This window comes from Phaeobacter sp. JH20_29 (assembly GCF_048056175.1).
Taxonomy (GTDB): Bacteria; Pseudomonadota; Alphaproteobacteria; order Rhodobacterales; family Rhodobacteraceae; genus Phaeobacter; species Phaeobacter bryozoorum.
The window spans coordinates 375,976-398,751 of sequence record NZ_JAYMWO010000013.1; the positions used below are offsets into that span (position 1 = coordinate 375,976).

Annotated in this window: 24 protein-coding genes; 18 read left to right on the top strand and 6 right to left on the bottom strand. The window is 59.3% G+C overall.

Features of this window, described 5'->3' with window-relative positions:
• Positions 1-108 precede the first annotated feature (108 nt).
• The 6 genes from VWZ85_RS11525 to VWZ85_RS11550 all read left to right on the top strand — a co-directional run bounded on the left by VWZ85_RS11525 (position 109) and on the right by VWZ85_RS11550 (position 5,289).
• Positions 109-699 (top strand): 50S ribosomal protein L21, encoded by a 591-nt coding sequence (locus tag VWZ85_RS11525; RefSeq protein ID WP_340545554.1) that lies wholly within the window; start codon positions 109-111, stop codon positions 697-699.
• 11 nt (positions 700-710) lie between these two features.
• A complete protein-coding gene (gene rpmA, locus VWZ85_RS11530; RefSeq protein ID WP_340545555.1) occupies positions 711-980 on the top strand; it encodes a 50S ribosomal protein L27 in 270 nt (89 codons plus the stop codon).
• Between the two features lie 191 nt (positions 981-1,171).
• The gene (locus VWZ85_RS11535; protein WP_340545556.1) at positions 1,172-1,711 is read left to right on the top strand and encodes a GNAT family N-acetyltransferase; all 540 of its coding nucleotides are present in this window, start codon (positions 1,172-1,174) and stop codon (positions 1,709-1,711) included.
• Between the two features lie 109 nt (positions 1,712-1,820).
• Entirely contained in the window at positions 1,821-2,855 is a 1,035-nt protein-coding gene (gene obgE, locus VWZ85_RS11540; RefSeq protein WP_340545557.1) for a GTPase ObgE, read from the top strand.
• Positions 2,843-3,949: a glutamate 5-kinase gene (proB, locus tag VWZ85_RS11545; protein WP_340545558.1), complete on the top strand. Its 1,107-nt coding sequence runs from the start codon at positions 2,843-2,845 to the stop codon at positions 3,947-3,949. The genes obgE and proB overlap by 13 nt, the downstream gene beginning before the upstream one ends.
• A 74-nt stretch (positions 3,950-4,023) precedes the next feature.
• Positions 4,024-5,289, top strand: a complete 1,266-nt coding sequence (locus VWZ85_RS11550) for a glutamate-5-semialdehyde dehydrogenase (RefSeq protein WP_340545559.1) — start codon at positions 4,024-4,026, stop codon at positions 5,287-5,289.
• 78 nt (positions 5,290-5,367) lie between these two features.
• Here VWZ85_RS11550 and VWZ85_RS11555 read toward each other — a convergent pair whose 3' ends face one another.
• Positions 5,368-5,964 carry a histidine phosphotransferase family protein gene (locus VWZ85_RS11555; RefSeq protein ID WP_340545560.1) on the bottom strand — a complete coding sequence of 199 codons (597 nt, stop codon included), beginning with the start codon at positions 5,962-5,964 and terminating at the stop codon, positions 5,368-5,370.
• 28 nt (positions 5,965-5,992) lie between these two features.
• On the opposite strand from VWZ85_RS11555, the gene VWZ85_RS11560 reads away from it, so the two are divergent.
• The 5 genes from VWZ85_RS11560 (at position 5,993) to tsf (ending at position 9,804) form a co-directional block, all read left to right on the top strand.
• The gene (locus VWZ85_RS11560; RefSeq protein ID WP_061049281.1) at positions 5,993-6,178 is read left to right on the top strand and encodes a DUF3553 domain-containing protein; all 186 of its coding nucleotides are present in this window, start codon (positions 5,993-5,995) and stop codon (positions 6,176-6,178) included.
• A 105-nt stretch (positions 6,179-6,283) separates the two neighbouring features.
• Positions 6,284-7,045, top strand: coding sequence for a GNAT family N-acetyltransferase (locus tag VWZ85_RS11565; protein WP_340546318.1), 762 nt, complete (start codon positions 6,284-6,286; stop codon positions 7,043-7,045).
• Entirely contained in the window at positions 7,042-7,887 is an 846-nt protein-coding gene (locus VWZ85_RS11570; protein WP_416534943.1) for a lysophospholipid acyltransferase family protein, read from the top strand. The genes VWZ85_RS11565 and VWZ85_RS11570 overlap by 4 nt, the downstream gene beginning before the upstream one ends.
• A gap of 188 nt (positions 7,888-8,075) precedes the next feature.
• The gene (gene rpsB, locus VWZ85_RS11575; RefSeq protein ID WP_340545562.1) at positions 8,076-8,849 is read left to right on the top strand and encodes a 30S ribosomal protein S2; all 774 of its coding nucleotides are present in this window, start codon (positions 8,076-8,078) and stop codon (positions 8,847-8,849) included.
• A 79-nt stretch (positions 8,850-8,928) separates the two neighbouring features.
• Positions 8,929-9,804, top strand: a complete 876-nt coding sequence (gene tsf, locus VWZ85_RS11580; RefSeq protein ID WP_340545563.1) for a translation elongation factor Ts — start codon at positions 8,929-8,931, stop codon at positions 9,802-9,804.
• 493 nt (positions 9,805-10,297) lie between these two features.
• Here tsf and VWZ85_RS11585 read toward each other — a convergent pair whose 3' ends face one another.
• From VWZ85_RS11585 to VWZ85_RS11595, 3 genes are all read right to left on the bottom strand, one after another.
• Positions 10,298-11,053, bottom strand: a complete 756-nt coding sequence (locus VWZ85_RS11585) for a helix-turn-helix transcriptional regulator (protein ID WP_416534941.1) — start codon at positions 11,051-11,053, stop codon at positions 10,298-10,300.
• Complete coding sequence (gene aroQ / locus VWZ85_RS11590; RefSeq protein WP_340545565.1) at positions 11,050-11,499, bottom strand: type II 3-dehydroquinate dehydratase; 450 nt, start codon at positions 11,497-11,499, stop codon at positions 11,050-11,052. Before aroQ ends, VWZ85_RS11585 begins: the two co-directional genes overlap by 4 nt.
• A gap of 264 nt (positions 11,500-11,763) precedes the next feature.
• On the bottom strand, positions 11,764-12,765 hold the full coding sequence (locus tag VWZ85_RS11595; RefSeq protein ID WP_416588339.1) for an NADPH:quinone oxidoreductase family protein: 1,002 nt from the start codon (positions 12,763-12,765) through the stop codon (positions 11,764-11,766).
• 164 nt (positions 12,766-12,929) lie between these two features.
• On the opposite strand from VWZ85_RS11595, the gene VWZ85_RS11600 reads away from it, so the two are divergent.
• The 6 genes from VWZ85_RS11600 (at position 12,930) to VWZ85_RS11625 (ending at position 18,937) form a co-directional block, all read left to right on the top strand.
• Entirely contained in the window at positions 12,930-13,952 is a 1,023-nt protein-coding gene (locus VWZ85_RS11600; protein WP_416588340.1) for an NAD(P)H-dependent flavin oxidoreductase, read from the top strand.
• Between the two features lie 92 nt (positions 13,953-14,044).
• Positions 14,045-15,034 carry a phosphotransferase family protein gene (locus VWZ85_RS11605; protein WP_416588838.1) on the top strand — a complete coding sequence of 330 codons (990 nt, stop codon included), beginning with the start codon at positions 14,045-14,047 and terminating at the stop codon, positions 15,032-15,034.
• A 24-nt stretch (positions 15,035-15,058) separates the two neighbouring features.
• Positions 15,059-15,853, top strand: coding sequence for an IclR family transcriptional regulator (locus VWZ85_RS11610; RefSeq protein ID WP_340545568.1), 795 nt, complete (start codon positions 15,059-15,061; stop codon positions 15,851-15,853).
• A 143-nt stretch (positions 15,854-15,996) separates the two neighbouring features.
• Positions 15,997-16,749 carry an enoyl-CoA hydratase/isomerase family protein gene (locus VWZ85_RS11615; protein WP_416588342.1) on the top strand — a complete coding sequence of 251 codons (753 nt, stop codon included), beginning with the start codon at positions 15,997-15,999 and terminating at the stop codon, positions 16,747-16,749.
• Positions 16,750-16,780: 31 nt separating this feature from the next.
• On the top strand, positions 16,781-17,992 hold the full coding sequence (locus tag VWZ85_RS11620) for a serine hydrolase domain-containing protein (RefSeq protein ID WP_416544368.1): 1,212 nt from the start codon (positions 16,781-16,783) through the stop codon (positions 17,990-17,992).
• A 78-nt stretch (positions 17,993-18,070) separates the two neighbouring features.
• Complete coding sequence (locus VWZ85_RS11625) at positions 18,071-18,937, top strand: acyl-CoA thioesterase (protein WP_340545571.1); 867 nt, start codon at positions 18,071-18,073, stop codon at positions 18,935-18,937.
• 8 nt (positions 18,938-18,945) lie between these two features.
• Here VWZ85_RS11625 and VWZ85_RS11630 read toward each other — a convergent pair whose 3' ends face one another.
• Together VWZ85_RS11630 and VWZ85_RS11635 are read right to left on the bottom strand one after the other, a co-directional pair.
• A complete protein-coding gene (locus VWZ85_RS11630; RefSeq protein WP_416588344.1) occupies positions 18,946-19,722 on the bottom strand; it encodes an SDR family oxidoreductase in 777 nt (258 codons plus the stop codon).
• 752 nt (positions 19,723-20,474) lie between these two features.
• Positions 20,475-21,695, bottom strand: a complete 1,221-nt coding sequence (locus VWZ85_RS11635) for an acyl-CoA dehydrogenase (protein WP_340545573.1) — start codon at positions 21,693-21,695, stop codon at positions 20,475-20,477.
• Positions 21,696-21,797: 102 nt separating this feature from the next.
• Here VWZ85_RS11635 and VWZ85_RS11640 point away from each other — a divergent pair, with 102 nt between their 5' ends.
• A complete protein-coding gene (locus VWZ85_RS11640; RefSeq protein WP_061049308.1) occupies positions 21,798-22,709 on the top strand; it encodes a LysR substrate-binding domain-containing protein in 912 nt (303 codons plus the stop codon).
• The last annotated feature ends 67 nt before the right edge of the window (positions 22,710-22,776 follow it).

Here is a 22,776-nt window from a genome sequence, read left to right on the forward strand (position 1 = left end):
ACGCCCCCAGGGGGCGCGCTGTTCGAGGTGGCCCACTGGCCGAAACACCGACCGTATCGCAGGATACATCCGGGACCGTAGGACGCGGGTAGAAAAGGAAAGACGCATATGTTTGCGGTCCTCAAAACCGGCGGCAAGCAGTACAAAGTTCAGGCCGGCGATATGCTGCGCGTGGAAAAATTGGCTGCTGATGCTGGCGAAACAATCCAGTTCAACGACATTCTGATGCTCGGTGGTGATGCACCGGTTGTGGGTGCGCCCTTTGTGGATGGTGCTGCGGTTCAAGCCGAAGTCATCGACCAGATCAAAGGCGAGAAGGTCATTCACTTTGTGAAGCGCCGTCGTAAGCACTCCTCCAAGCGCACCAAGGGCCACCGTCAGAAGCTGACCCTGGTCAAGATCACTGAGATCCTGGCCTCCGGCGCTGACAAGTCCGGCGTGAAAGCTGCCAGCGGCCAGGGCTCTGCTCCTGCTGCCAAAGCTGCGCCTGCTGCCAAGAAAGCCGCTCCGGCTGCATCGGGCGACGACCTGACTGCGCTGACCGGTGTTGGTCCTGCTGCTGCCAAGAAACTGGAAGAAGCCGGTCTGACCAGCTTTGCCCAGATCGCGGCCTTGTCGGATGCTGACATTGCTGCTATCGACGCGGTCAAAGTGAAACCCGAATGGGTTGAGCAGGCCAAAGAATTGGCTAAAGGCTAAGGAGATAGACAATGGCACATAAGAAAGCTGGTGGTTCCTCACGTAACGGCCGCGACTCAGCCGGTCGCCGCCTTGGCGTGAAACTCTACGGTGGTCAGTCGGCCATCTCTGGCAACATCATCGTTCGTCAGCGCGGCACCAAGTTCTGGCCGGGTGAAGGCGTAGGTCTGGGCAAAGATCACACAATCTTTGCGACCACCGACGGTGCTGTGACCTTCCACAAGGGCCTCAAGGGCCGCACCTTTATTTCGGTTCTGCCAGTGGCGGAGGCCGCTGAATAAGCCGAACCTGAAAGGTGAGACACAATCAGGGGATCGGCGACACCGCCGGTCCCTTTTTATTTTCCCGGGGGCGCAAACCCTAACCAGTTCTAAACGGCTTTGCTGTATGGCAGAGCGCGTCAGTTTGTTAAGGCCCACTAGGTTTACCCGGCCAGATGGTCGGTTTTGTATTCTTCGAGAGGAGCGAGGGCATGAGTTTGGATCATAAAAGAGCAGAACAGCCTGTGATCGATGCGGGACGTTTTGTCCTGCGCCCGCTGCGTAAATCCGACGAGGGGCTGATTGCCCATTACGTGAGCGACGAACGTGTCGCCCGCATGACCACCGCCATTCCGCACCCGCTGCCGCCCGGCGCGATCGAGGCATTTGTTGCCCGCGCAACCGACGAAGAGCGCGAAGAAGATGTCTGGGCCATCGACGGCACCGCAGATGGTGGCGAAGAACTGAAAGGTATCATCAGCCTCAAGCGGCTTGACCGTGACCAGAGCGAGGTCGGCTATTGGATTGCGCCGGTGTTCTGGAACAATGGTCTGGCCTCCGAGGCGCTGCGGGCTCTGGTCGAGACCAATCCGCAAGGGTGCAGCGCGATGTTTGCCAGCGCTTTTCAGGACAACCCCGCCTCGGCGCGTGTCCTGACCCATTGTGGCTTTGAATATCTCGGTGACGCCGAAACATTCTCGGTCGCCCGCGATGCGACGGTGCCAACCTGGACCTACAGCAGAAAACTGTGATTGGCGCGCCGCGCGCTTTGCGTTAAGTCGGGGCAACAGCCCCCGACAGCGGGCGGCACGACCCATCTTCCCTCCGCCTGTGGCGGCAGGTCATCAGCAAGGAGCTGACATGAAATTCCTCGATCTGGCCAAAGTCTACATTCGCTCCGGCGCGGGCGGGAACGGCTGCGTCAGCTTTCGCCGTGAAAAATTTATGGAGTATGGCGGCCCCGACGGCGGCGACGGCGGCCGTGGCGGGTCAGTCTGGGTCGAGGTGACCGAGGGGCTGAATACGCTGATTGATTTCCGCTATCAGCAGCACTTTTTTGCCAAGAACGGCCAATCCGGCATGGGGCGCCAGCGCACCGGCAAGGATGGCGATGATATCGTGCTGCGCGTGCCGGTTGGCACGGAGATCATGGATGAGGATCAGGAAACCGTTCTTGCGGATCTGACGGAGGTCGGTGAGCGTTTTCTCCTGGCCAAAGGCGGCAATGGCGGCTTTGGCAACCTCCATTTCAAAAGCGCGACAAATCAGGCGCCGCGCCGGGCCAACTCCGGTCAGGACGGGATTGAGCGGACCATCTGGCTGAGGCTGAAACTGATCGCGGACGTCGGCCTGTTGGGCCTGCCCAACGCCGGAAAATCAACCTTTCTCTCGGCGACATCCAACGCCCGGCCAAAAATCGCGGACTACCCGTTTACAACGCTGCATCCGAATCTCGGCGTTGTTGGCATCGACGGGGTTGAGTTCGTTGTGGCCGATATCCCCGGTCTGATCGCAGGCGCCCATGAGGGGCGCGGGATCGGTGACCGATTCCTTGGCCATGTTGAGCGCTGTGCCGTTCTGCTGCATTTGGTGGATGGGACATCGGAAACCGTGGCGGAGGACTACCAGACCATCATCAATGAGCTGGAGGCCTATGGCGGCGAGCTGGCGGACAAGCCGCGCATCACTGCGCTGAACAAGGTCGACTCCCTTGATGATGAGGAACGCGCGGAGGCCAAAGCCGAGCTGGAAGCCGCCGTCGGCGGTCCCGTCTTCATGATGTCCGGCGTCAGCCGGGAGGGTCTGAACGAGGTGCTGCGTGCCATGCGTACGCAGATCGACGAAGATCGTCTGCGCCAGAAACCTCAGGGGGAGCAGGGCACGTGGCAACCCTGACCGACGCCCGGCGTATTGTCGTCAAGATCGGGTCCGCCCTGCTAGTGGACCGGAACAGCGGCGCATTGCGGGCGGATTGGTTGCGGGCCTTGGCAGAGGATGTTGCCTGGCTGAAATCCATGGGCAAGGACGTGATCCTTGTATCCTCGGGATCCATCGCCCTGGGGCGTCGCGTGCTCGACCTTGCGGCGCGGGAGCTGCCGCTGGAGCAATCGCAGGCGGCAGCGGCGGTCGGCCAGATCCGTCTCGCGCGCGCCTATGAGGAAGCGCTTGCGCCGCATGAAATCACCACCGGGCAGGTGTTGGTGACACTCGAAGACAGCACCGATCGCCGTCGCTACCTGAATTCTCGTGCGACGCTGGAGACGTTGATCGGCCTTGGCGTGGTGCCCATCGTCAACGAAAACGACACCATTGCCACCGATGAGATCCGCTATGGCGACAACGACCGACTGGCGGCGCAGGTTGCGGTGACCGTCGGAGCTGATGCGCTGATCCTGCTGTCGGACGTTGACGGTTTTTACAGCGCCAATCCGGTGCTGGACCCGACTGCGCAGCGTTATGACCGGATTGATCACATCACAGCCGAGATCGAGGCGATGGCCGGGGATGGCGTCTCTGGCCTCTCCAAGGGCGGGATGATCACCAAATTGCTGGCCGCCAAGATGGCGACAGCGGCTGGCTGCGCCATGGCAATCACTGAAGGGTCGCGACACAACCCTCTGAAATTGCTGGAAGACGGTGCGCCGTCCACGTGGTTCTCGGCACAGGGTGATCCGCAGGTGGCGCGTAAACGCTGGATTGCAGCGATGAAAACCCGTGGCGTGATCACCATCGACGAAGGCGCCGCACGGGCGCTAGGTCGCGGCAAGAGCCTGCTGCCCGCGGGCATCCGACATATCGAAGGAGACTTCGGCCGCGGCGATCCGCTGGCCATCCTTGGCCCAGACGGGCGAAAACTGGGGCAGGGGCTCAGCCGGTACACGGCTGAGGAAGCTGCCGCCATTCAGGGACGCCAGTCGGCCGAGATTGAAGCGATCCTTGGGTATGCGGGGCGCGCGGCCGTCATCCACCGCGATGATATGGCGCTGTAACCGTGATTTATGTTAGGGCTGACCCCGCCTGACCACCAGATGTGTCAAAGTGGGTCCACAAAAGGTTTCCAGTGATGAATGAGACGCAAGATATTGCTGCGCTGATGGCTGACATCGGCAAACGTGCAAAGCAAGCCGCCGCAAAACTGGCTGTTGCCAGTGCCGAATGCAAAACCGCCGCGCTGAATGCCGCTGCTGATGCGGTTTGGGACAAGCGGGCAGAGATATTGTCCGCCAATGCCAAGGATCTCGATTTCGGCCGCACCAAGGGGCTTTCGCCTGCGATGATGGACCGTCTGGCGCTGGATGAAGACCGGATTGCCGGAATTGTCTCCGGTCTGCGGGCGGTCGCAGCGCAGGCCGATCCGGTGGGAGAAGTGCTGGCGGAATGGTCGCAACCCTCTGGGCTTCAGATCCAGCGTGTTCGCACACCGCTTGGCGTGATCGGTGTCATCTACGAAAGCCGCCCGAATGTCACCGCCGATGCCGGCGCGCTCTGCCTGAAGTCGGGGAATGCGGTGATCCTGCGCGGTGGCTCGGAAAGTTTTCACTCGAGCCAGGCCATCCACGCCTGCCTTGTTGCGGGTCTGCGCAGCGCCGATCTGCCGGAGGATGCGGTCCAGCTGGTCCCGACGCGCGACCGTGCAGCGGTGCAGGAGCTGCTGACGATGACCGATACGGTCGATGTGATTGTTCCGCGTGGTGGCAAGGGGTTGGTCGGTCTTGTCCAGCGCGAGGCCCGGGTGCCGGTCTTTGCGCATTTGGAGGGGATCGTGCATATTTACCTCGACAAGGCTGCAGATCCGCAAAAGGCGCTGGAGATCGTGCTGAATGCCAAGACGCGCCGCACTGGCATCTGTGGCGCTGCGGAATGCTTGCTCATCCACCGGGATATCGCGGATACGATTGGGCGCGACGTGCTGACCGCGCTGGCCGCCGCCGGTGTGGAAATCCGCGCCGAGGCTGGTCTGCCGGGCCCGGATGGCATGACAGAGGCAACCGAAGCCGATTGGGGCTGCGAATATCTGGATGCGATCATTGCCGCCAGACAGGTCCAGGATCTGGACGCGGCCATCGCCCATATCCGCGCGCATCATTCGCAGCACACCGATTGTATCATCACCGAGGATGACGGCGCCGTTGCGCAGTTCTTTGCTGAGCTGGACAGCGCGATCCTGATGCACAATGCCTCAACCCAGTTTGCGGATGGTGGTGAATTTGGCATGGGGGCCGAGATCGGTATTGCAACCGGGAAGATGCACGCGCGGGGCCCCGTGGGCGCGGCGCAGCTGACCAGCTTCAAATATCTGGTGCGCGGGAACGGTGCGGTCCGCAGCTGACAGCATCCAACCCATCTGACATAATAAAAGCGCTGCAAGTGATTGCAGCGCTTTCATATTTCGGTCGCCTGATGCGGGTTAGAAGTGGATCGTCACCCGCTCCAATGTCTGTTCCACGCGCACGGTGCGCCCCAGATCCTTCGCCGCTTCGGGCAGCATGGCGAATTGGACCAGCGCCGGGGTCACTGTTGCCGAAGAGGTGCCGCCGCTGACCCGCGCCCACAGATCATCGTCGATATTCAGCTTGCTGCCTTCGCCGATGACGGTCCATTTGCCATCCGCGCAGAGGATCTTGACCGTGCCGCCATAGGGTAGGCCGGTTTCGAGGCACAAAGCGGCAAGAAAGGCGAGACGCACCTCGGTCCTGCTCGAGGCCTCCTGCGGCGCCCATTGATATTTCAGCCGCCCGCCCTTGCCGATGTCTTCCAGGACCGACACCACTTCGGCGCGGCTGATCTGCTGTTCGCTGGCTGCGCCAAAGGCAATCCGGAAGAACCGGATACGGGCATTGGCATTGGCCACGCTGTCGGAGATCAGCTCCAGCTCGGGGCCGGACATATCCCCAGACATTCCAAGCAGTTCGAGCCCGTTATTGATCGCGCCGATCGGGCTGATCAGGTCATGACAGATACGCGACCCTATCAAAGCCGCGAGATTAGCGTTATCTACTGACATATCTTTCCTCCGAAGTGGGCCATCACGCATGAACGACCTCAACGCTATACTTGCCCCTGGCATGTTCGTGACCCACCCCAACCACCCGGAATGGGGGACGGGGCAGGTCCAGTCCAACGCCGCCGGCAAGATCACCGTTAACTTTCCCGATCAGGGCAAGGTGGTGTTCAACAGCGCGCAGGTGGCCCTTATTCCAGTCTTTGATCCGTCATAAGCGTTGATGAACGGTTAACGCCTGTTCACCAATTTGAACGAAACTTGCACATGCCGTGCCTTATAGGCTAGCTGCACGCAAGGCAAACCATTGATGAGCAAGCTCATGGGCGGCAGTTCTCCTGCATTTCAGGTCAAACTGGCACAGACATCGGCGGATTTACGCGCGGCGCAGGCGCTCAGATACGACGTTTTTGTCAGTGAACTTGGAGGGGGCGGCGCGCTGGTGGATCACGAGGCAGGGCTGGAGCAGGATCGTTTTGATGCGTTTTTCGACCATCTGTTGCTCTGGGACCAGACGCGCGATGCGGTGGTTGGCGTCTACCGGGTGCTGCGTGGCGATCAGGCGCTTTTGGCCGGGCAGTTCTATTCCGAGGATGAATATGACCTCTCTAAACTGAGAGCTTCGGGTCGTAAGCTTTTGGAATTGGGGCGTTCCTGCCTGCACCCGGATTATCGGGGCGGAACCGCGATGTTTCACCTGTGGTCCGCGCTTTCAGCCTATGTGGCCGAGCATGAGATCGAGGTGCTGTTTGGCGTTGCCAGTTTTCATGGGACGGAGGTTGCGCCGCTGGCCAATGCGCTGTCATCGCTGCACCACAACCATCTCGCGCCGGAAGATCTGCGGCCGGTTTCGCGCAGCTACCAATCCATGGACCTGATCCCGGCAGGCGATCTGGACCGTCGCCGCGCCATGCTGGACACGCCGGCGCTGATCAAGGCCTACCTGCGGCTTGGCGGCTGCGTGGGCGATGGCGCCTATATCGACCATGATTTCAACACCACCGATATCTGTCTTGTGCTGGACACGGCGCGCATGAACGCGCGTCAGCGACGGATCTACGAGGCAGGGCGCAGCGAGCCATGACCACCTGGGAGGGAGAGGACGCGCCGCCTCCGATCAAGATCAGCGCCATTGGATGGGTGTTGATCCTGGGTCGCGGCCTATGTCTGGGCACGCTGGTCTTTGGCGGCTTGCTGGTGCTGCTGCTGGTGCGCCTGATCGAACGGCCGCTTTGTGGTCTCAGCCGGCCGGTGACGCCGTTCATCACGCAATGCGTCTGCCGCAATGCCTTTCGTATTCTGGGCATCGGGTTCCGCACCGAAGGCTCATTGATGACGCAACGCGGCGCAGTGGTCGCCAACCATACGTCATGGCTGGATATTTTTGCTCTGAACGCCCGCAAGCGGATCTATTTCGTCTCCAAGGCGGAGGTTGCCTCATGGCCGGGTATTGGCTGGCTGGCACGGGCCACGGGCACGGTGTTCATCAAACGCGACGCAAGGGAAGCGCGCCAACAGACGGCATTGTTCCAGCAGCGCCTGCTGCTGGGGCACAAGCTGCTGTTCTTTCCCGAAGGGACATCGACCGACGGTCTGCGGGTGCTGCCGTTCAAGACAACGCTTTTTGCGGCGTTCTTTCACCCCGAGCTGCGCGATATGATCTCGATCCAGCCGGTTTCGGTGGTGTTCTACCCGCCAAATGGAGAGGATCCGCGGTTTTATGGTTGGTGGGGAGACATGGATTTCGGCTCACATCTGCTGAAAACAATGGCGTCGCTGCGTCAGGGCGAGGTGGTGCTGCACTATCATACTCCGCTGCGGGTGTCCGATTTCGCCGATCGCAAGGCCCTTGCGACCGCCTGCGAAGCCGAGGTCAGCGCCGGACATACCGCGCTTTGGCAGCGCGTTGGGCAGGGCGCGCGCTGAAATGGCCGGGGCAGGGCGCGGATATGTCTTTTGCCCTTGCGCATCCTTCAGCGCTGGCATATACGCGCGCCATTCAATCCGCAGGTGGGGATTGGCCTGACCGGGGGAGACATCCCTGGCAGACCGCCGGTTGGAGCATCCGCTCTGAGACCCCCGCCGAGGCACGAAACCGGAAAAGGAAAAGATACATGGCTCTTCCCGAGTTCTCCATGCGTCAGCTGCTTGAGGCAGGCGTACACTTTGGTCACCAAACCCAGCGCTGGAACCCGCGCATGTCGCCCTTCATCTATGGCGCACGCAACGGCATCCACATTCTGGACCTGACCCAGACCGTTCCCATGCTGGACGCAGCTCTGAACGCTGTCCGCGACACCGTCGCCAAGGGCGGCCGGATCCTGTTCGTCGGCACCAAGCGTCAGGCGGCTCAGCCGATCGCAGACGCAGCTGAGAAATCCGCTCAGTACTTCATGAACCACCGCTGGCTCGGTGGCACGCTGACCAACTGGAAAACCGTTTCCCAGTCGATCAACCGCCTGAAGGAAATCGACGAGAAAATGGCGTCCGGCGCCGAAGGCCTGACCAAGAAAGAGCGTCTGGGCATGGAGCGTGACCAGCTGAAGCTGGAAGCCTCGCTCGGTGGTATCCGCGAGATGGGTGGCGTTCCTGACCTGCTGTTCGTCATCGACGTGAAAAAAGAAGCGCTGGCCATCGCCGAAGCCAACAAGCTGGGTATCCCGGTTGTGGCCATCGTCGACACCAACTGCTCGCCCGATGGTGTTGACTACATCATCCCCGGCAACGACGACGCGGCCCGCGCCATCGCGCTTTACTGCGATCTGGTTGCCCGCGCTGCTCTGGACGGCATGTCCGCACAGCTCGGCGCCGCAGGCGTTGATCTTGGCGCCCTGGAAGAGGCACCGGCAGAAGAAGCCGTTGCTGAAGACGCCGCCGCTGACGCCTGATCCGTCCTGTCACGGAGTTGACATGCGGGGCAGGCTATCACCTGCCCCATATCCGTTTTTGAATTGAGGAGAGCCTAAGATGGCAATTACTGCATCCATGGTTAAGGAACTGCGCGACAGCACCGGCGCAGGCATGATGGACGCCAAGAAGGCGCTGACCGAAACCAATGGCGACATGGAAGCCGCCGTTGACTGGCTGCGCACCAAGGGTCTGGCAAAAGCGGCCAAGAAATCCGGCCGTACCGCCGCAGAAGGCCTGGTCGCCGTGGTCGTCGAAGGCAACAAAGGTGTTGCCGTCGAAGTGAACTCGGAAACCGACTTTGTCGGCAAAAACGCCGAGTTCCAGGAAATGGTGTCCGGCATTGCCAAGACCGCAGTGAATGCAGCCGATGTCGACGCGCTGCTGGCGGCGGACATGGGCGGCAAAACCGTTGCCGAAACCCTGACCGACAAGATCGCCACCATCGGTGAGAACATGGCCGTGCGCCGTATGGCCTCCCTCGAAGGTGAAACCGTTGTGTCCTATGTGCACAACGCTGCGACCGCAGGCATGGGCAAGATCGGCGTATTGGTTGCCATGAACGGCGGCGACGAAGCGATCGGCAAGCAGATTGCGATGCACATCGCAGCTGTGAACCCCGCCGCGCTGAGCGAAGCGGAGCTGGACGCCTCTGTTGTTGAGAAAGAAAAGCAGGTCCAGATGGACATCGCCCGCGAATCCGGCAAGCCGGAGCAGGTGATCGAGAAGATGATCGTCGGCCGCATGAAGAAATTCGTGGCTGAATCGACCCTGCTGAACCAGCAGTTCGTTGTGAACCCTGACCTGACCGTTGAAGAAGCGGCCAAGGAAGCGGGCGCCACCATCACCGGTTTCGTGCGTCTGGAAGTCGGCGAAGGCATCGAAGTTGAAAAAGAAGACTTCGCAGCTGAGGTTGCCAAGGCAGCCCAGGGCTAAGCCCGACGCGGGCTAACGCCCGACCGTAAGACAATTAAAGGCCGACGAACGCGTTTCGTCGGCCTTTTCCTTTGTGACAATGCAATGTGAGAGGCGCGGCGATCAGGGGCAGGGCGCGTCAGCAGCGCCCAGATGGCAAAGCCCATGGCGCATATCATATTGGCAGTCATACCGTCGGAAGAGGGTGAGGGGCCTGTCGCGGGCCCATGTCAGGAAAGACATCGAATGGCCGCAACAAGCCCCTCAGAATATCCCGGCGCTGGCGCGGAACAATACGCGCAGCTACCGGACAGGTTAGAGAGCCTTGCAATCCCAAGGGTCATGCCCTGCGCCGTCCCAGGCCAAAGCCCCACTCACGGAACATGATAAGTGTGCCTGTAGTTCGCCTATTGGGGAAGTAATGAATTCCATACCCAATTGCAGATAGATTGCGAAAATTGGAAGAAACTCTCTGAATATCAGCTGTAATATCCAAGATATATTATAGGGATTATCAGTTCTCCATAATATACATCTGGTTGTGAAGTGCCGCTTTGAGTACCGCATGGGCTGTTGTCTCAACGGCCAGTGCCTCGCGTGCCAGGCGCAGGTGTTTTTCGACGGTCGCAGGCGTCAGCCCCATAAGAACCGCTATATCCTGAGTGGTCTTGCCGTCACCAACCCATTCCAACGCTTCTCTCTGGCGTTTTGTCAGGCTGCGGTTTGGGGGGTCATAAGGCATCGTGAGGATCTTCAGATGCGCGACATTGTTCATCAGAACGATATCATGCCCATGCGTTGCCCAGATCTCATCGACCTCATCCTGGCTGAGGGTTTCCTCCGCCGCCAAAGATATCGCGCCCTTGAACCGCTGAGAAGCCGAATAGAAGCTGACGGTGTAGCCCGCCTTTACCCCCATAGCCGTATTGAAATCGATCACTTTCTGCGCCTGTGGTGTCAGGCATTGATTTGCCATCTGCTCCTGCACCATGCGCCAGCTGCCGGCCCCTTCGTTGTTCAGCGCCCATTGCAACATCGGCGCGTCGAAATAGAGGCCGGAGTTTACGAAGCCTTTCACGTATTCGGTGCAGTGATTGGACAGGATCACGAAATCTTCGGGGTCACCGAGCGAGGTTTTGGTCTTGTGACGCGTATAGCCATAGATCAGCCGGTCAAAACGAAAGGCCTGCATCTGTTTGACGTGTTCCAGCCAAAGCTCCTCAAGCGTCCGCGCCCCGCATAGAAAGTCTATGTAGGCACGCAGCTTCATCCCGGTTTTTCCTGATTCAAATGGCTGTTGAGCGCATCAAGTGCCATCAGATAGCCCTGTGACCCAAATCCGCAGATCTGTCCAAGCGCGGCGCGCGCGATATAGGAGCGATGGCGAAATTCCTCGCGTGCATGGATGTTTGACAGGTGAACTTCAACCACCGGCAGGGCGATGGAAAAAATCGCATCCATCAGCGCGATGGAGGTATGGGTATAGGCGCCTGCATTGAGGATGATCCCGGCGTAGCTGCCGCGGGCCCCGTGCAGCGCATCAAGCAGCGCGCCTTCGTGATTGGACTGCTCGCACGTCACCGAAAGCCCAAGTGACGCGCCATGGTCGATGCAGCGTTGTTCAACCATCGCCAGCGTTTCATGCCCGTAAACCTCAGGCTGGCGCGTTCCCAACAGGTTCAGGTTGGGGCCGTTCAAAACCAGGATGTTGTGCATGTCGATATCCAATAACTCTGTGATGCCCCGATTGCCCGTCTTCCGCCCAATAGAGGACATTTGCCATGGTGCGGGCTCGCCGGGATGGTCGCCAGTCTCCAGCCCTGCCGGCGCGTCGTTGGCTGGCCCAAGTGACAGGCGCAGGATCGGTTGGCCAGCCCATCAGCGCTGCGGCCGCTCCGCCGTAATTCGCTCATATTGATATATATTTTAGAATAATATGCAAGCGAGCTATCGCTAACGTTGTCTTCTAGACGAGCAGTGTCAATCTGGCGTGTTTGTCAGGATGATCTTGCCCAGAACGCTTCTGTTTTGCATTTCTGTCAGGGCAGCAGCGGCTTCGGTCATCGGATACTGCGCGTGGATGCGCGGTCGAATGTCACCTTTGCAATAGAGCTCAAACAGCTCACCGACATTGGTGCGATGCTGCTCTGGCGCCCGCTGAACGGCGGCGCCCCAGAATACGCCGACGATCTGGCATCCTTTCAGGAGCGGCAGGTTCATCGGCATTTTCGCGATGCCGGCGGCAAAACCGACAACCAGATAGCGGCCCTGCCAGGCCATCGCGCGAAGCGCCGGTTCGGCATAGGGGCCGCCGACCGCATCATAGACCACATCGATCCCGGTTTTCCCCGCCATCGCCTTGAGGTTCTTTCCAAAGGCAATCTGGTCCTCCTTGTCGGGCGCATGGCCGTAGATCACCGTCGCATCCGCGCCGATCTCCTCGCAGAAGGCCGCCTTCTCGGCGGAGGACACCGCAGCGATGACACGCGCCCCTGCGGCCTTGGCGAGTTCGATTGCGGCAGAGCCAACCCCGCCAGCGGCGTCCAGCACCAGCACGGTCTCTCCGGGTTGCAGCTGTGCCCGCTCCTTCAGCGCGTGATGAGATGTGCCGTAGGTAAAGACAAAACCAGCCGCATCGAGATAGGGCATCTGATCGGGAATCTTGATGGCGCTGGCGGCAGGGACGCAGATATGGGTGGCAAACCCGCCATATCCCGTCAGCGCCAGAACCCGGTCGCCGATGTTCAGATTATCGACGTCCTTGCCAAGGGCGATAACCTCGCCCGCGATTTCACCGCCCGGTGCAAAGGGACGCGGTGGTTTGATCTGATAGAGATCCTGTATCATCAGAGTATCAGGATAGTTCACGCTGGCGGCATGGATCGCCACAAGCACATCCCTGGGGCCGGGGACGGGATCGTCCTGTGCGCTCCACTGCAGGGTTTCGGGGCCGCCTGGAGCGGTGGAGAGCATCGCATGCATGAGTGATTATCCTGTCATGGTGGCCGAACCCTGGCCGGTGTGACGTCAAGTCTTCTGTGCAGATCTTACGTTGTCAATGAATTTGCGAAATGCAATTCTGCTCTGCAAACGATCTGTTTTCCAACCGGAAAGCGGCCTGAATTCTGCTGGATAAGGGGCTGGAAATGAAGAAAAATTACCTCACCCAGGGTGGGCAGCCTATGCCCAAAGCCCTGCAGGGGCTTGGGCTGCCGTTGATTGGCGCGCCGCTGTTCATCATATCCGTGCCCGACCTCGTCATTGCCCAATGCAAGGCCGGAATCGTTGGGTCCTTCCCGGCGCTGAACGCGCGTGAGGCTGAGGGCGAGCCGCCGCTTCTGGAAGCCTGGTTGAAACAGATCACCGAGGCGCTGGACCGCCATAACCAGGACAACCCGGATCATCCGGCGGCACCCTTTGCGGTCAATCAGATTGTTCACCGGTCAAATACCAGGCTGGAGCGTGATCTTGAGATCTGTCATCGCTGGAAGGTGCCGCTGTGGATCACATCACTGGGGGCGCGACCAGAGGTGAATGAGGTGGCTCACGATTGCGGCGGCATCGTGCTGCATGACGTGATCAACAATCGCTTTGCCCATAAGGCCATCGAGAAGGGCGCAGATGGTCTGATCGCGGTTGCCGCCGGGGCAGGCGGCCATGCCGGGCAGCTGTCGCCGCTGGCGCTGATCAGCGAAATCCGCAGCTGGTTTCACGGCCCCCTTGCGCTGTCGGGAGCAATCGCCAATGGCCGCTCTCTGCTGGCGGCCCGGGCGCTGGGGGCCGATTTCGGCTATGCCGGGTCACCTTTTATCGCCACTGAGGAAGCCAATGCGCAGCAGGCGTACAAGCAGATGATCGTCGACAGCAGTGCCGATGATATCGTCTATTCCTCATTGTTTACAGGTGTTTCTGGTAACTACCTGCGTGGTTCCATTCAGAAGGCGGGGCTTAATCCCGACAATCTGGCCAGCGCTGATGCGACGGCGATGAATTTCGCCGGTGGGTCATCCAAGCCCAAGGCCTGGAAGGAGATCTGGGGATCCGGTCAAGGTATCGGGGCGGTGACAGAGGTGCAGCCGGTCGCCACATTGGTTGCGGAGATCGCCGCCGATTACGAGGCCGCGGGCAGAGCGCTGGCGGCAGAGTTTACCACAATCGGAGACGAATAATGGGACGCGGCAGTTCAAACGGCAAAGACCGCAGCGGCTCTGATCGTGAACAAGGCGCAGCGGCGCTGGATTTGCGCGCTATAGAGCATTACATGCGCGGACGGCTGCCGGGCTTTGACGGGCCGATCACAGCCCGCAAATTCCAGAACGGCCAGTCCAATCCCACCTATCTGTTGTCGACCGATGCGGGGCAATATGTGCTGCGACGTAAACCACCCGGTGTGCTGCTGAAATCTGCCCATGCGGTCGAGCGTGAGTTTCGTGTTCAGACCGCCTTGCGCAACACCGAAGTGCCGGTCGCCATGATGCATCATCTCTGCGAGGATGATAGCGTCATCGGATCGTCTTTTTACCTGATGGAACATGTGGTTGGGCGGAATTTCTCAGACCCGTCACTGCCGGATCTGTCGCCGACCGAGCGCGGCGCGGTGATGGATGAAATGAGCCGCGTTCTGGCGGCGCTACACGGGGTTGATGTCACCGCTGTCGGTCTGTCCGACTACGGGCCCGAGGGCAATTACCTCACGCGTCAGCTGGCGCGGTGGAGCAAGCAGTATCGCGCCAGCGAGGTTGAAACCGTTGCCGAAATGGATGATCTGATCGCCGCGCTGGATGCGCAGATGCCTGCGGATGATGGGCAGCGCGGATTGGTGCACGGTGATTACCGCATCGACAATATGATCTTTGCTGCAGAGGGAACCAACTGTCGTGCGGTGCTCGACTGGGAGCTGTCGACGATCGGCCACCCCTATGCAGATCTCGCCGGGGTCATCATGCAGTGGCAGATGCCACCCGGCAGCGAGGGGCGCGGACTGGCCGGGCTTGACCGGCGCGAGCTTGGTCTGCCATCAGATAAAGCCTTTATTGCAAGCTATTGTAAACGCAGAGGTTTGCCCGGAGTTGATAACTTTGGCTATTATCTCTCCTTCAGCTTCTTTCGGATGGCTGCGATCCTGCAGGGTGTGCGCAAAAGAGGGCTTGATGGCAATGCGTCAAACCCCGAACATGCAGCGCGACTGGGCGCATTTGTGCCGGAGTTTGCGCGCGCCGGGCTCGCCGCGTTGACGCGTAGTTTTGACTAGGCCAAGCGGCCAAGGGGACAGGGCATGGACAGCAACCACACAGCGTCAGCGGATGCGGAGAAAGACCGCAATTTTGTCACCGCCTTGGCGCGGGGGCTGGATGTGCTGCGCGCGTTTCGGCGCAATGAGCTGGAGCTGACCAACACTGATCTGGCCGACCGCACAGGCCTGCCAAAGCCGACCGTATCGCGGCTGACCTATACCCTGTGCCAATTGGGCTACCTCGTGCAGGATCCGCAGTCGGGGACGTATCGGTTGGGGGCAGGGGTTCTGCGTCTGGGCTATGGCGTGCTGGCGGGAATGGATATCAGCGACCGTGCCTCGCAAATCCTGCGGGATCTGAGGAATGGAGAAAATTCCTATATTACCAGCGCATTAGGCGAAGCACATCATGCTGACGTCATCTATATCGCGGTGCATCGCTCGCGCGAGGATGTCTCGCTTGCGGCACATGTCGGGATGCGTCTGCCGTTGTTTTTCTCGGCCGTTGGCCGCGCCATTCTGGCCGGCATGTCACCCGATCAGCGGACGGAGAGCCTGAAGATCGCCGACGCGCTTGACCCTGAGGGAAAACAGGCGCGGCAGGATTGTCTGGGTCGCGCGCAGGAGGAATATGCGGCACGGGGCTTTTGCACCGGCTATGGCGATTGGCGCGAGGATGTGAACGGTATCGCGGTGCCGGTTGTCTCGCTGAACGGGACACGGGTCTACGGGCTGAATGTCGGTGGACCGTCCTTTCACGTAAGCCGCGCCGTTCTGGAACAGCGCTACGCCGATCAGCTGATTTCTGCTGCCGAAACCTTAAGTATGCGCCCCTAGCGGTAACCCTTTGCCAAAGCGGGGGCGATATAGCTTTATGCGTGGTTTTACGTAGGTCAAAATACTCGACCTCAGTCAGCAAACCACGCATGATATCGCAAACAGCTGGCAGCAGATCGCCAGCCCAAAGGGAAGAGGCAGAGATGACACAGAGCGACTGGTTGTTCCGGCAGTCACATGGGGACGGGGTTGTCGAACTCAAACTATCACGGGCGCCGGTCAATGCGTTGTCGCCCGAGTTCCTGATGGATTTCGCCAATGTAATCAAAGAATTCGGAGAGGACTCTTCCGTCCGTGCGATCCTGTTGACCAGCGCGTTCAAGGTGTTCTCGGCAGGCCTCGATCTGAAAGCCGCGAAGGATTTCGATCTCGCAGGTCAGCGGGCTGCCGTTGATGGGCTGAACGAGGCGTTCCTCGCGCTTTACGCCTGTCCCAAGCCGGTGGTTGCGGCTGTTAATGGTGCGGCGATTGCCGGTGGATTGTTCTTTGTCCTTTGCAGTGATGTGCGTGTAGCCCTGGTTAAATCCAAGTTTGGTCTTGCAGAAGTGCAGGCCGGGGTGGATTTTCCCGTGGCACCGCTGGAGATCGCCCGGGCAACCCTCAGCCCCAATATTCAGCGGCGTTTGATGCTGACCGGGCAGACCATTGGGCCAATCGCAGCCCGCAACTTTGATATCGTTGATATCATTGCCGATGATGCCGAAGATCTGCTCGGATACGCGCTGAAGGAAGCGCGGACACTGGCGGACTTACCTGCCGGAACCTACGGCGCGATCAAGCAGCAGCTCCGAGGCGAGACGATCGCCAGGATCAAGGCGGCGATGGCAGCGGAATCGGATGATACCCCCTGGTTTACCAGCGAAACTGTGCCAGCGATGACCAGGCTCATCGGCTGAACCTTACCGATATCTGACGACAGGAGCCCCCATGGATGCCGCGCGGTTAGAAAACATCAGAAGATGGCAGCATCGCTATGTCGATCACCGCAAATATGCCGGCAGTTCGCTGCTGATCAACCGCGGCGGCGAAGAATGCTATTTCTACGCAGTTGGTCATCGCAATATCGCCGAAGATCTGCCATTCACCCGCGATACGGTGACACGGATCTATTCCATGACGAAACCGGTCACCTCGCTTGCATTGCTGCTGCTGCTGGAACGCGGTCTGTTACATCTGGATGCGCCGGTGTCGGAATTTCTTCCTGAATTCATTGATATGCACTGTCTTATTGATGGCGCGACCGATATTGACCAGACACAGCCCTGCCGCGCGCCCACGCTGCATGAGCTGCTGACCCATACCAGCGGGTTGAGCTACCCGTTCAATCCGGGCTTGCTGGCAGAAGAAATGTCGAAAACAGATCTGATGTTCAAACCGGATCAGGGGATTCTTGCGACGAAGGTCACGGAACTGGCCTCGCTTCCGCTTGCTTTTGAACCGGGAAAACGTTGGGAATACTCGGTTGGCATTGACGTGATTGGCCGGGTGATTGAGGTTGTAACCGGTGACAGCCTTGCGGCGTTCCTCAAGCGTGAGATATTTGACCCGCTTGGCATGGATCAAACCGCATTTCACACCTTAGCGGAAACCGGTAACCGTCTGGCTTCATTATATTCTCCGCTGAGTGGCGACGCCATGGATTTGAATGGTGCAGAGCAGGGAGACGAAAGTCTGCGGCTGATTGACTGCTACGTCGATACGCCGTTTGGCCGGACCGAGATGCACTCGGGCGGCGGCGGCCTGCTCAGTACGATTGACGACTATATGCGCTTTGTTGAGTTGATCCGGTTGCGTGGGCGGTTGGGGAAACACCATCTGATCAGTCCACAAATCGTTGATTTCATGTGCCAAAACCACCTTCCAGGCGATATTGCGTCGATGGGACCGCAGAGCTTTGCGGAACAGCCGATGGAGGGGATGGGTTTTGGTCTCGGCGGCGCTGTTGTGCTTGATCCGGCGCGGGCGCGATGTCCGGGATCGGTGGGCGATTTCAGCTGGGGCGGTATGGCGTCGACGTTCTTCTGGGTTGACCCGCTGCTGGATCTGAGTGTCGTGTTTTTTACACAGCTGGCACCATCCAGCTCCTATCCGGCACGCGCGGAGCTAAAGGCGCTGGTTCACGGAGCGATAACGGGCTAATCCTGCCTGTCGGCCACGCCATGAGGGCAGGGTGACGCACAGCCGATGACCCGCGCAAAGATCAACAGGACGTAACAAATGCCTGACGCAGCTGAAATTTTGCTCAATCTCCTCGATCTTGAGGAACTGGACCGCAACCTCTATCGCGGAATTGGATCCGGTGGTGAGACGCCGACCCGGATTTACGGTGGTCAGGTTATCGCTCAGGCTCTGATGGCCGCTTATGCGACAGTGCCGGATCGTCTGTGCCATTCGCTGCACGCATATTTCATCCGTCCGGGAGATCCGTCAAAGCCGGTGATTTACGCGGTGGATCCGGCGCGGGATGGCGGCAGCTTTACCACCCGGCGGGTCACCGCCTTGCAGAATGGCAAGCAGATCCTGAATCTCGCGGCGTCCTTTCACATTGATGAACCGGGCTGGGAACATCAGCATGAGATCCCGGAGGTAAAGGCACCCGATGCGCTGGTATCTCGTGACGTGTTGCTACGTGAGCTAGCCGAAACGCTGGATGGCCGACTGCGCGTAGAATTTTCCCGAGAACGCCCGTTCGAAATCCGCGATGTTGAGCCGCGCGATCCGATCAATCCCGGTAAATGCAGTGATATCAACCATATGTGGGTCAGGATGAAAGCCGCCAAGGACGCCAGCCCGCAGCTGCAACATGTGCTGATGGCTTATGTCTCTGACTATGGTTTGCTGGGCTCGGCGCTGCGTCCGCATGGTCTGAGCTTTGTAAAGGGACAGGCGATGACGGCCAGTCTCGATCACGCGATGTGGTTCCATGGACCGGTGAAATTCGACGACTGGCATCTCTATACGATGGATTCACCCTTTGCCGGAGGCGGCCGCGGCTTCAATCGCGGATCTATCTTCACGCAGGATGGCCGTTTGGTGGCGAGCGTCGCTCAGGAAGGTCTGATGCGGCCCATCGCCAAATCCTGATGCAGCCATTATTCTGAGTTTGGGGCGTCGAACTTGTCGCGCAACCGCTGCATACCAGTAATCCAGCGTCCAGTGTCGGCGGCCTTGGCCTGGATGTAGCTTGCCACCGTTGGGTGTGGAAGCACGAGAAATGTTTCGTTCTCAATGGCTTCTACGCAGATCCTTGCGACGTCCTCGGCGGTGATCATACCGTCTACAGCCGCAGCGCTATGTTCCAATCCTTCGGTCATGGCAGTTTTCACCGCTTGCGGACAAACGACGGAAACACCGATCCCTTGGTCGCCATGGGTGATCGCCAGCCATTCTGAAAACCCCACGGCGGCATGTTTGGTAACCCCGTAGCTGGCGGCGCCGATCTGGTTCAGCAAGCCGGCCGCCGAGGCGACATTCAGGAAGTAACCGCCGCCACGTTCGAGCATACGTGGCACGAGATGCCGGGCGGCGGAAACATGTGCCATTACGTTTACATCCCAGCTGCGCTGCCAATCCGCAAGGGAGGTCTCCAGGCCGCCGATCCTGAGAATTCCGGCGTTCGAACAGAAAACATCAATCGGTCCGATATCACGCTCGATCGCCTCGATCATCTGCGCCATGGCCTGGTCTGATCCGACATCCACGGCAAAGGCGCTGCCACCAACATCATCGGCGGTATGCTGGGCACTGGCGCCATCAATATCGGCACAGATGATGTGCCGTGGGCCGTGCTTGGCGATCGTCAGCGCCAAAGCCCGCCCGATACCTGTAGCGGCGCCTGTGATAACAATCGTTTTGCCTTGCAAATCCATTTGGGCCTCAGCTGTCGTTGGAACATATGCTGTGCAACTGTTCGATGTTGCGGCCAAGCCTGCAACAGTGACGCTGCATCATACAAATTATACATAATACTGATTACAGGCAATGTGTTTCGGTCCTACCACCCGTCGTACACCACGGGTATTCTGATTTTACCGCTTGTTCATGGAAGTTGATCCATCTGGCAGATTTGCGCCTGCCAATATGCAGAACTTCATGGACGCTTTGTAGGATTGGCCTGGCCATCGGAGGTTACGCTGGCCCGGGTTTGCATGCCAGCAACGGGATTAACCCGCCGCCAGACGGGTTTGCCCCGATCTGGCATTGGTGTTTTGCAGCGGCGCAGGTCTATGACGGTTATTACCCATTGCAACACCCCTGTGCAAAAATCTTGGTGCCCGCACCCGCCTGGTCGCTCTGGACTGCACCGCTTCATGAACGCGTTAACCCACTCGCGCGCTGAGCCCTGTGTTTTGCGACGAAAGACCGGATTTGTCACGTCTTGCCCATTAACCTTTCAGCGTGCGACAGAGGGATGCTCGTCCAGCAAAGAGCGGTCAGAATCTTTGCGCGGATAAAGCGATGTCCATGATTTGCGTTTTTGCAAACCTGCCTTGCAGAAATATCAGTGTCTGGGCGTTGATTAACGCGTGCCTCCAGTCATCTCTGATTTACGATGTTAACGAAAAAGCGCACCGTTGTCAGACAACGATGCGCTTTTTAAACGATTTGTTATGCGATCTGTTTAGAAAAACGCCTGCAGACCGGTTTGGGCGCGGCCCAGGATCAGGGCGTGGACATCATGTGTGCCCTCATAGGTATTCACCGTTTCGAGGTTCACCATATGTCGGATGACGCCAAACTCTAGGCTGATGCCATTGCCGCCGTGCATGTCACGGGCGTTGCGGGCGATCTCAAGCGCCTTGCCGCAGTTGTTGCGCTTGACGATGGAAATCATCTCTGGCGCTGCATTGGCTTCGTCCATCAGGCGGCCAACCCGCAATGAGGCCTGGAGCCCAAGGGTGATTTCGGTCTGCATATTGGCGAGTTTCAGCTGGAACAACTGGGTGTTGGCCAGCGGGCGGCCAAACTGCTTGCGATCCAGACCGTATTGACGGGCGGCGTGCCAGCAGGCCTCTGCCGCACCCATCGCCCCCCAGCTGATGCCGTAGCGCGCGCGGTTCAGACAACCGAACGGACCTTTCAGCCCCTCGACATGCGGCAGCAGCGCGTCGTCGCCGACCTCGACGCCATCCATGACGATTTCGCCGGTGATCGACGCGCGCAGCGACGCCTTGTTGGCGATCTTGGGAGCTGAAAGCCCCTTCATGCCTTTTTCCAGAACAAACCCGCGGATCTTGCCGCCGTGGGCCTCGGACTTGGCCCAGACCACAAAGACATCGGCGATGGGCGCGTTGGAAATCCACATCTTGGACCCGGTCAAACGATACCCGCCATCGGTTTTCTCGGCCCGGGTTTTCATGCCGGCGGGATCCGAGCCCGCATCGGGTTCGGTCAGGCCAAAGCAACCGATCCACTCACCGGAGGAGAGTTTGGGCAGGTATTTCTGGCGCTGTTCTTCGCTGCCATATGCGTAAATGGGATACATCACCAGCGAGCTCTGCACCGACATCATCGAGCGGTAACCGCTGTCAACGCGCTCGACCTCGCGTGCAACCAGACCGTAGGAGACATAGCCTGCACCAAGGCCGCCGTATTGTTCCGGAATGGTGGTGCCGAGCAGACCCATCTCGCCCATCTCGCGGAAGATCTCGGGATCGGTTTCCTCGTTTTCATAGGCACTTAGAACCCGAGGTTGAAGTTTTTCCTGAGCATACGACCGCGCGGAAGCTGCGATCATGCGTTCATCTTCGCCCAGCTGATCATCCAGACGCAGCGGGTCTTCCCAGTTGAACTGGCCGAGATCCGGGGCATCTTTGGCGCGCAATGCGGGTTTTTCGGTCATTTGTCATCACCTTCCTGATCCAAAACTTGCCGCCGACCTTAACCTTGCGGTAAGAGGAATGACAGCGACAGAACCACAAGCAAACATTACAAAAGCTCATAGATGGCCACGCCGAGACGCTTTCTCCCCTCAATTGCCGCGCTGCGCGCGCTGGAAGCGCTGGACCGTCTGGGCAGCGCCTCTGCCGCGGCGGATGAATTGGCTTTGACGCAAGGCGCTGTCAGCCGCCAACTGCAGGCGCTGGAACGACAATTGGGCGTGGATCTGGTGCGGCGGGACCAGAAGCGGCTCATGCTCTCGGCAGAAGCGCAGACTTACGCCGCCGAAATACGTCAGGCGCTCAATCAGATCGCGCAATCGACGTTGCGGGTTCAGGCCGCGCCGCTGGCCGGTACGCTCAACCTGGCCATTCTGCCGGCCTTTGGGATGCGCTGGCTGATGCCGCGCCTGCCGGAATTCGCGCGGCTGCACCCGGATGTGACCATCAATATGTCGACCCGGCTTGAACCGTTTAATTTCGTCAGCGAAGGCTTTGATGCGGCGATACATTTTGGCACTGCTGACTGGCCCGGAACTGACGCGCTGCTGCTGAAGCACGAACAGATGTTGCCAGTCTGCGCGCCGGAGCTTCTGAACGGTCGGCAGATCGAGACCGCGGGAGATATCACCGCCCTGCCCCTGTTGCATATCCAGACCCGTCCAAAGGCCTGGCAGCAATGGTTTGAGACCCATGATATCGCGTTGAAGGATGGATTATCCGGTACCATGTATGACCAATTCGCAACCATTACCCAGGCTGCACTGCATGGGCTTGGGGTGGCTTTGATGCCGGATTATCTGGTGGAGCAGGATCTCGCAACGGGGCGTCTGGTGGCGCTCTACCCAACGGCAACCGAGAGCAAGGGCGCCTATTATCTGGTCTGGCCAGAGGCCCGGTCAAAGGATCCCGCCCTGATCAAGTTCCGCAACTGGCTGGCCGGTCAGGCGCAGCCGGAAGACCCGTTGCCGCGATAGATCGGCTGATCAATCCAGCGAAGCGCGGCCCGGGGCAATCCCGTAAGCCGCATATTTTTCATGTAGT

Bases quoted from the DNA above. Each gene is read 5' to 3' on its own strand.
- VWZ85_RS11535 (WP_340545556.1), top strand. From the start codon at position 1,172: ATGAGTTTGGATCATAAAAGAGCAGAACAGCCTGTGATCGATGCGGGA.
- VWZ85_RS11605 (WP_416588838.1), top strand. From the start codon at position 14,045: ATGCGCGGACGGCTGCCGGGCTTTGACGGGCCGATCACAGCCCGCAAA.
- VWZ85_RS11555 (WP_340545560.1), bottom strand. From the start codon at position 5,964: ATGTCAGTAGATAACGCTAATCTCGCGGCTTTGATAGGGTCGCGTATC.
- VWZ85_RS11635 (WP_340545573.1), bottom strand. From the start codon at position 21,695: ATGACCGAAAAACCCGCATTGCGCGCCAAAGATGCCCCGGATCTCGGC.
- VWZ85_RS11560 (WP_061049281.1), top strand. From the start codon at position 5,993: ATGAACGACCTCAACGCTATACTTGCCCCTGGCATGTTCGTGACCCAC.
- VWZ85_RS11595 (WP_416588339.1), bottom strand. From the start codon at position 12,765: ATGCATGCGATGCTCTCCACCGCTCCAGGCGGCCCCGAAACCCTGCAG.
- rpsB (WP_340545562.1), top strand. From the start codon at position 8,076: ATGGCTCTTCCCGAGTTCTCCATGCGTCAGCTGCTTGAGGCAGGCGTA.
- VWZ85_RS11550 (WP_340545559.1), top strand. From the start codon at position 4,024: ATGAATGAGACGCAAGATATTGCTGCGCTGATGGCTGACATCGGCAAA.
- tsf (WP_340545563.1), top strand. From the start codon at position 8,929: ATGGCAATTACTGCATCCATGGTTAAGGAACTGCGCGACAGCACCGGC.
- VWZ85_RS11565 (WP_340546318.1), top strand. From the start codon at position 6,284: ATGGGCGGCAGTTCTCCTGCATTTCAGGTCAAACTGGCACAGACATCG.
- VWZ85_RS11615 (WP_416588342.1), top strand. From the start codon at position 15,997: ATGACACAGAGCGACTGGTTGTTCCGGCAGTCACATGGGGACGGGGTT.
- VWZ85_RS11620 (WP_416544368.1), top strand. From the start codon at position 16,781: ATGGATGCCGCGCGGTTAGAAAACATCAGAAGATGGCAGCATCGCTAT.
- VWZ85_RS11570 (WP_416534943.1), top strand. From the start codon at position 7,042: ATGACCACCTGGGAGGGAGAGGACGCGCCGCCTCCGATCAAGATCAGC.
- obgE (WP_340545557.1), top strand. From the start codon at position 1,821: ATGAAATTCCTCGATCTGGCCAAAGTCTACATTCGCTCCGGCGCGGGC.
- VWZ85_RS11525 (WP_340545554.1), top strand. From the start codon at position 109: ATGTTTGCGGTCCTCAAAACCGGCGGCAAGCAGTACAAAGTTCAGGCC.
- rpmA (WP_340545555.1), top strand. From the start codon at position 711: ATGGCACATAAGAAAGCTGGTGGTTCCTCACGTAACGGCCGCGACTCA.
- VWZ85_RS11600 (WP_416588340.1), top strand. From the start codon at position 12,930: ATGAAGAAAAATTACCTCACCCAGGGTGGGCAGCCTATGCCCAAAGCC.
- VWZ85_RS11640 (WP_061049308.1), top strand. From the start codon at position 21,798: ATGGCCACGCCGAGACGCTTTCTCCCCTCAATTGCCGCGCTGCGCGCG.
- aroQ (WP_340545565.1), bottom strand. From the start codon at position 11,499: ATGCACAACATCCTGGTTTTGAACGGCCCCAACCTGAACCTGTTGGGA.
- VWZ85_RS11610 (WP_340545568.1), top strand. From the start codon at position 15,059: ATGGACAGCAACCACACAGCGTCAGCGGATGCGGAGAAAGACCGCAAT.
- VWZ85_RS11630 (WP_416588344.1), bottom strand. From the start codon at position 19,722: ATGGATTTGCAAGGCAAAACGATTGTTATCACAGGCGCCGCTACAGGT.
- VWZ85_RS11585 (WP_416534941.1), bottom strand. From the start codon at position 11,053: ATGAAGCTGCGTGCCTACATAGACTTTCTATGCGGGGCGCGGACGCTT.
- VWZ85_RS11625 (WP_340545571.1), top strand. From the start codon at position 18,071: ATGCCTGACGCAGCTGAAATTTTGCTCAATCTCCTCGATCTTGAGGAA.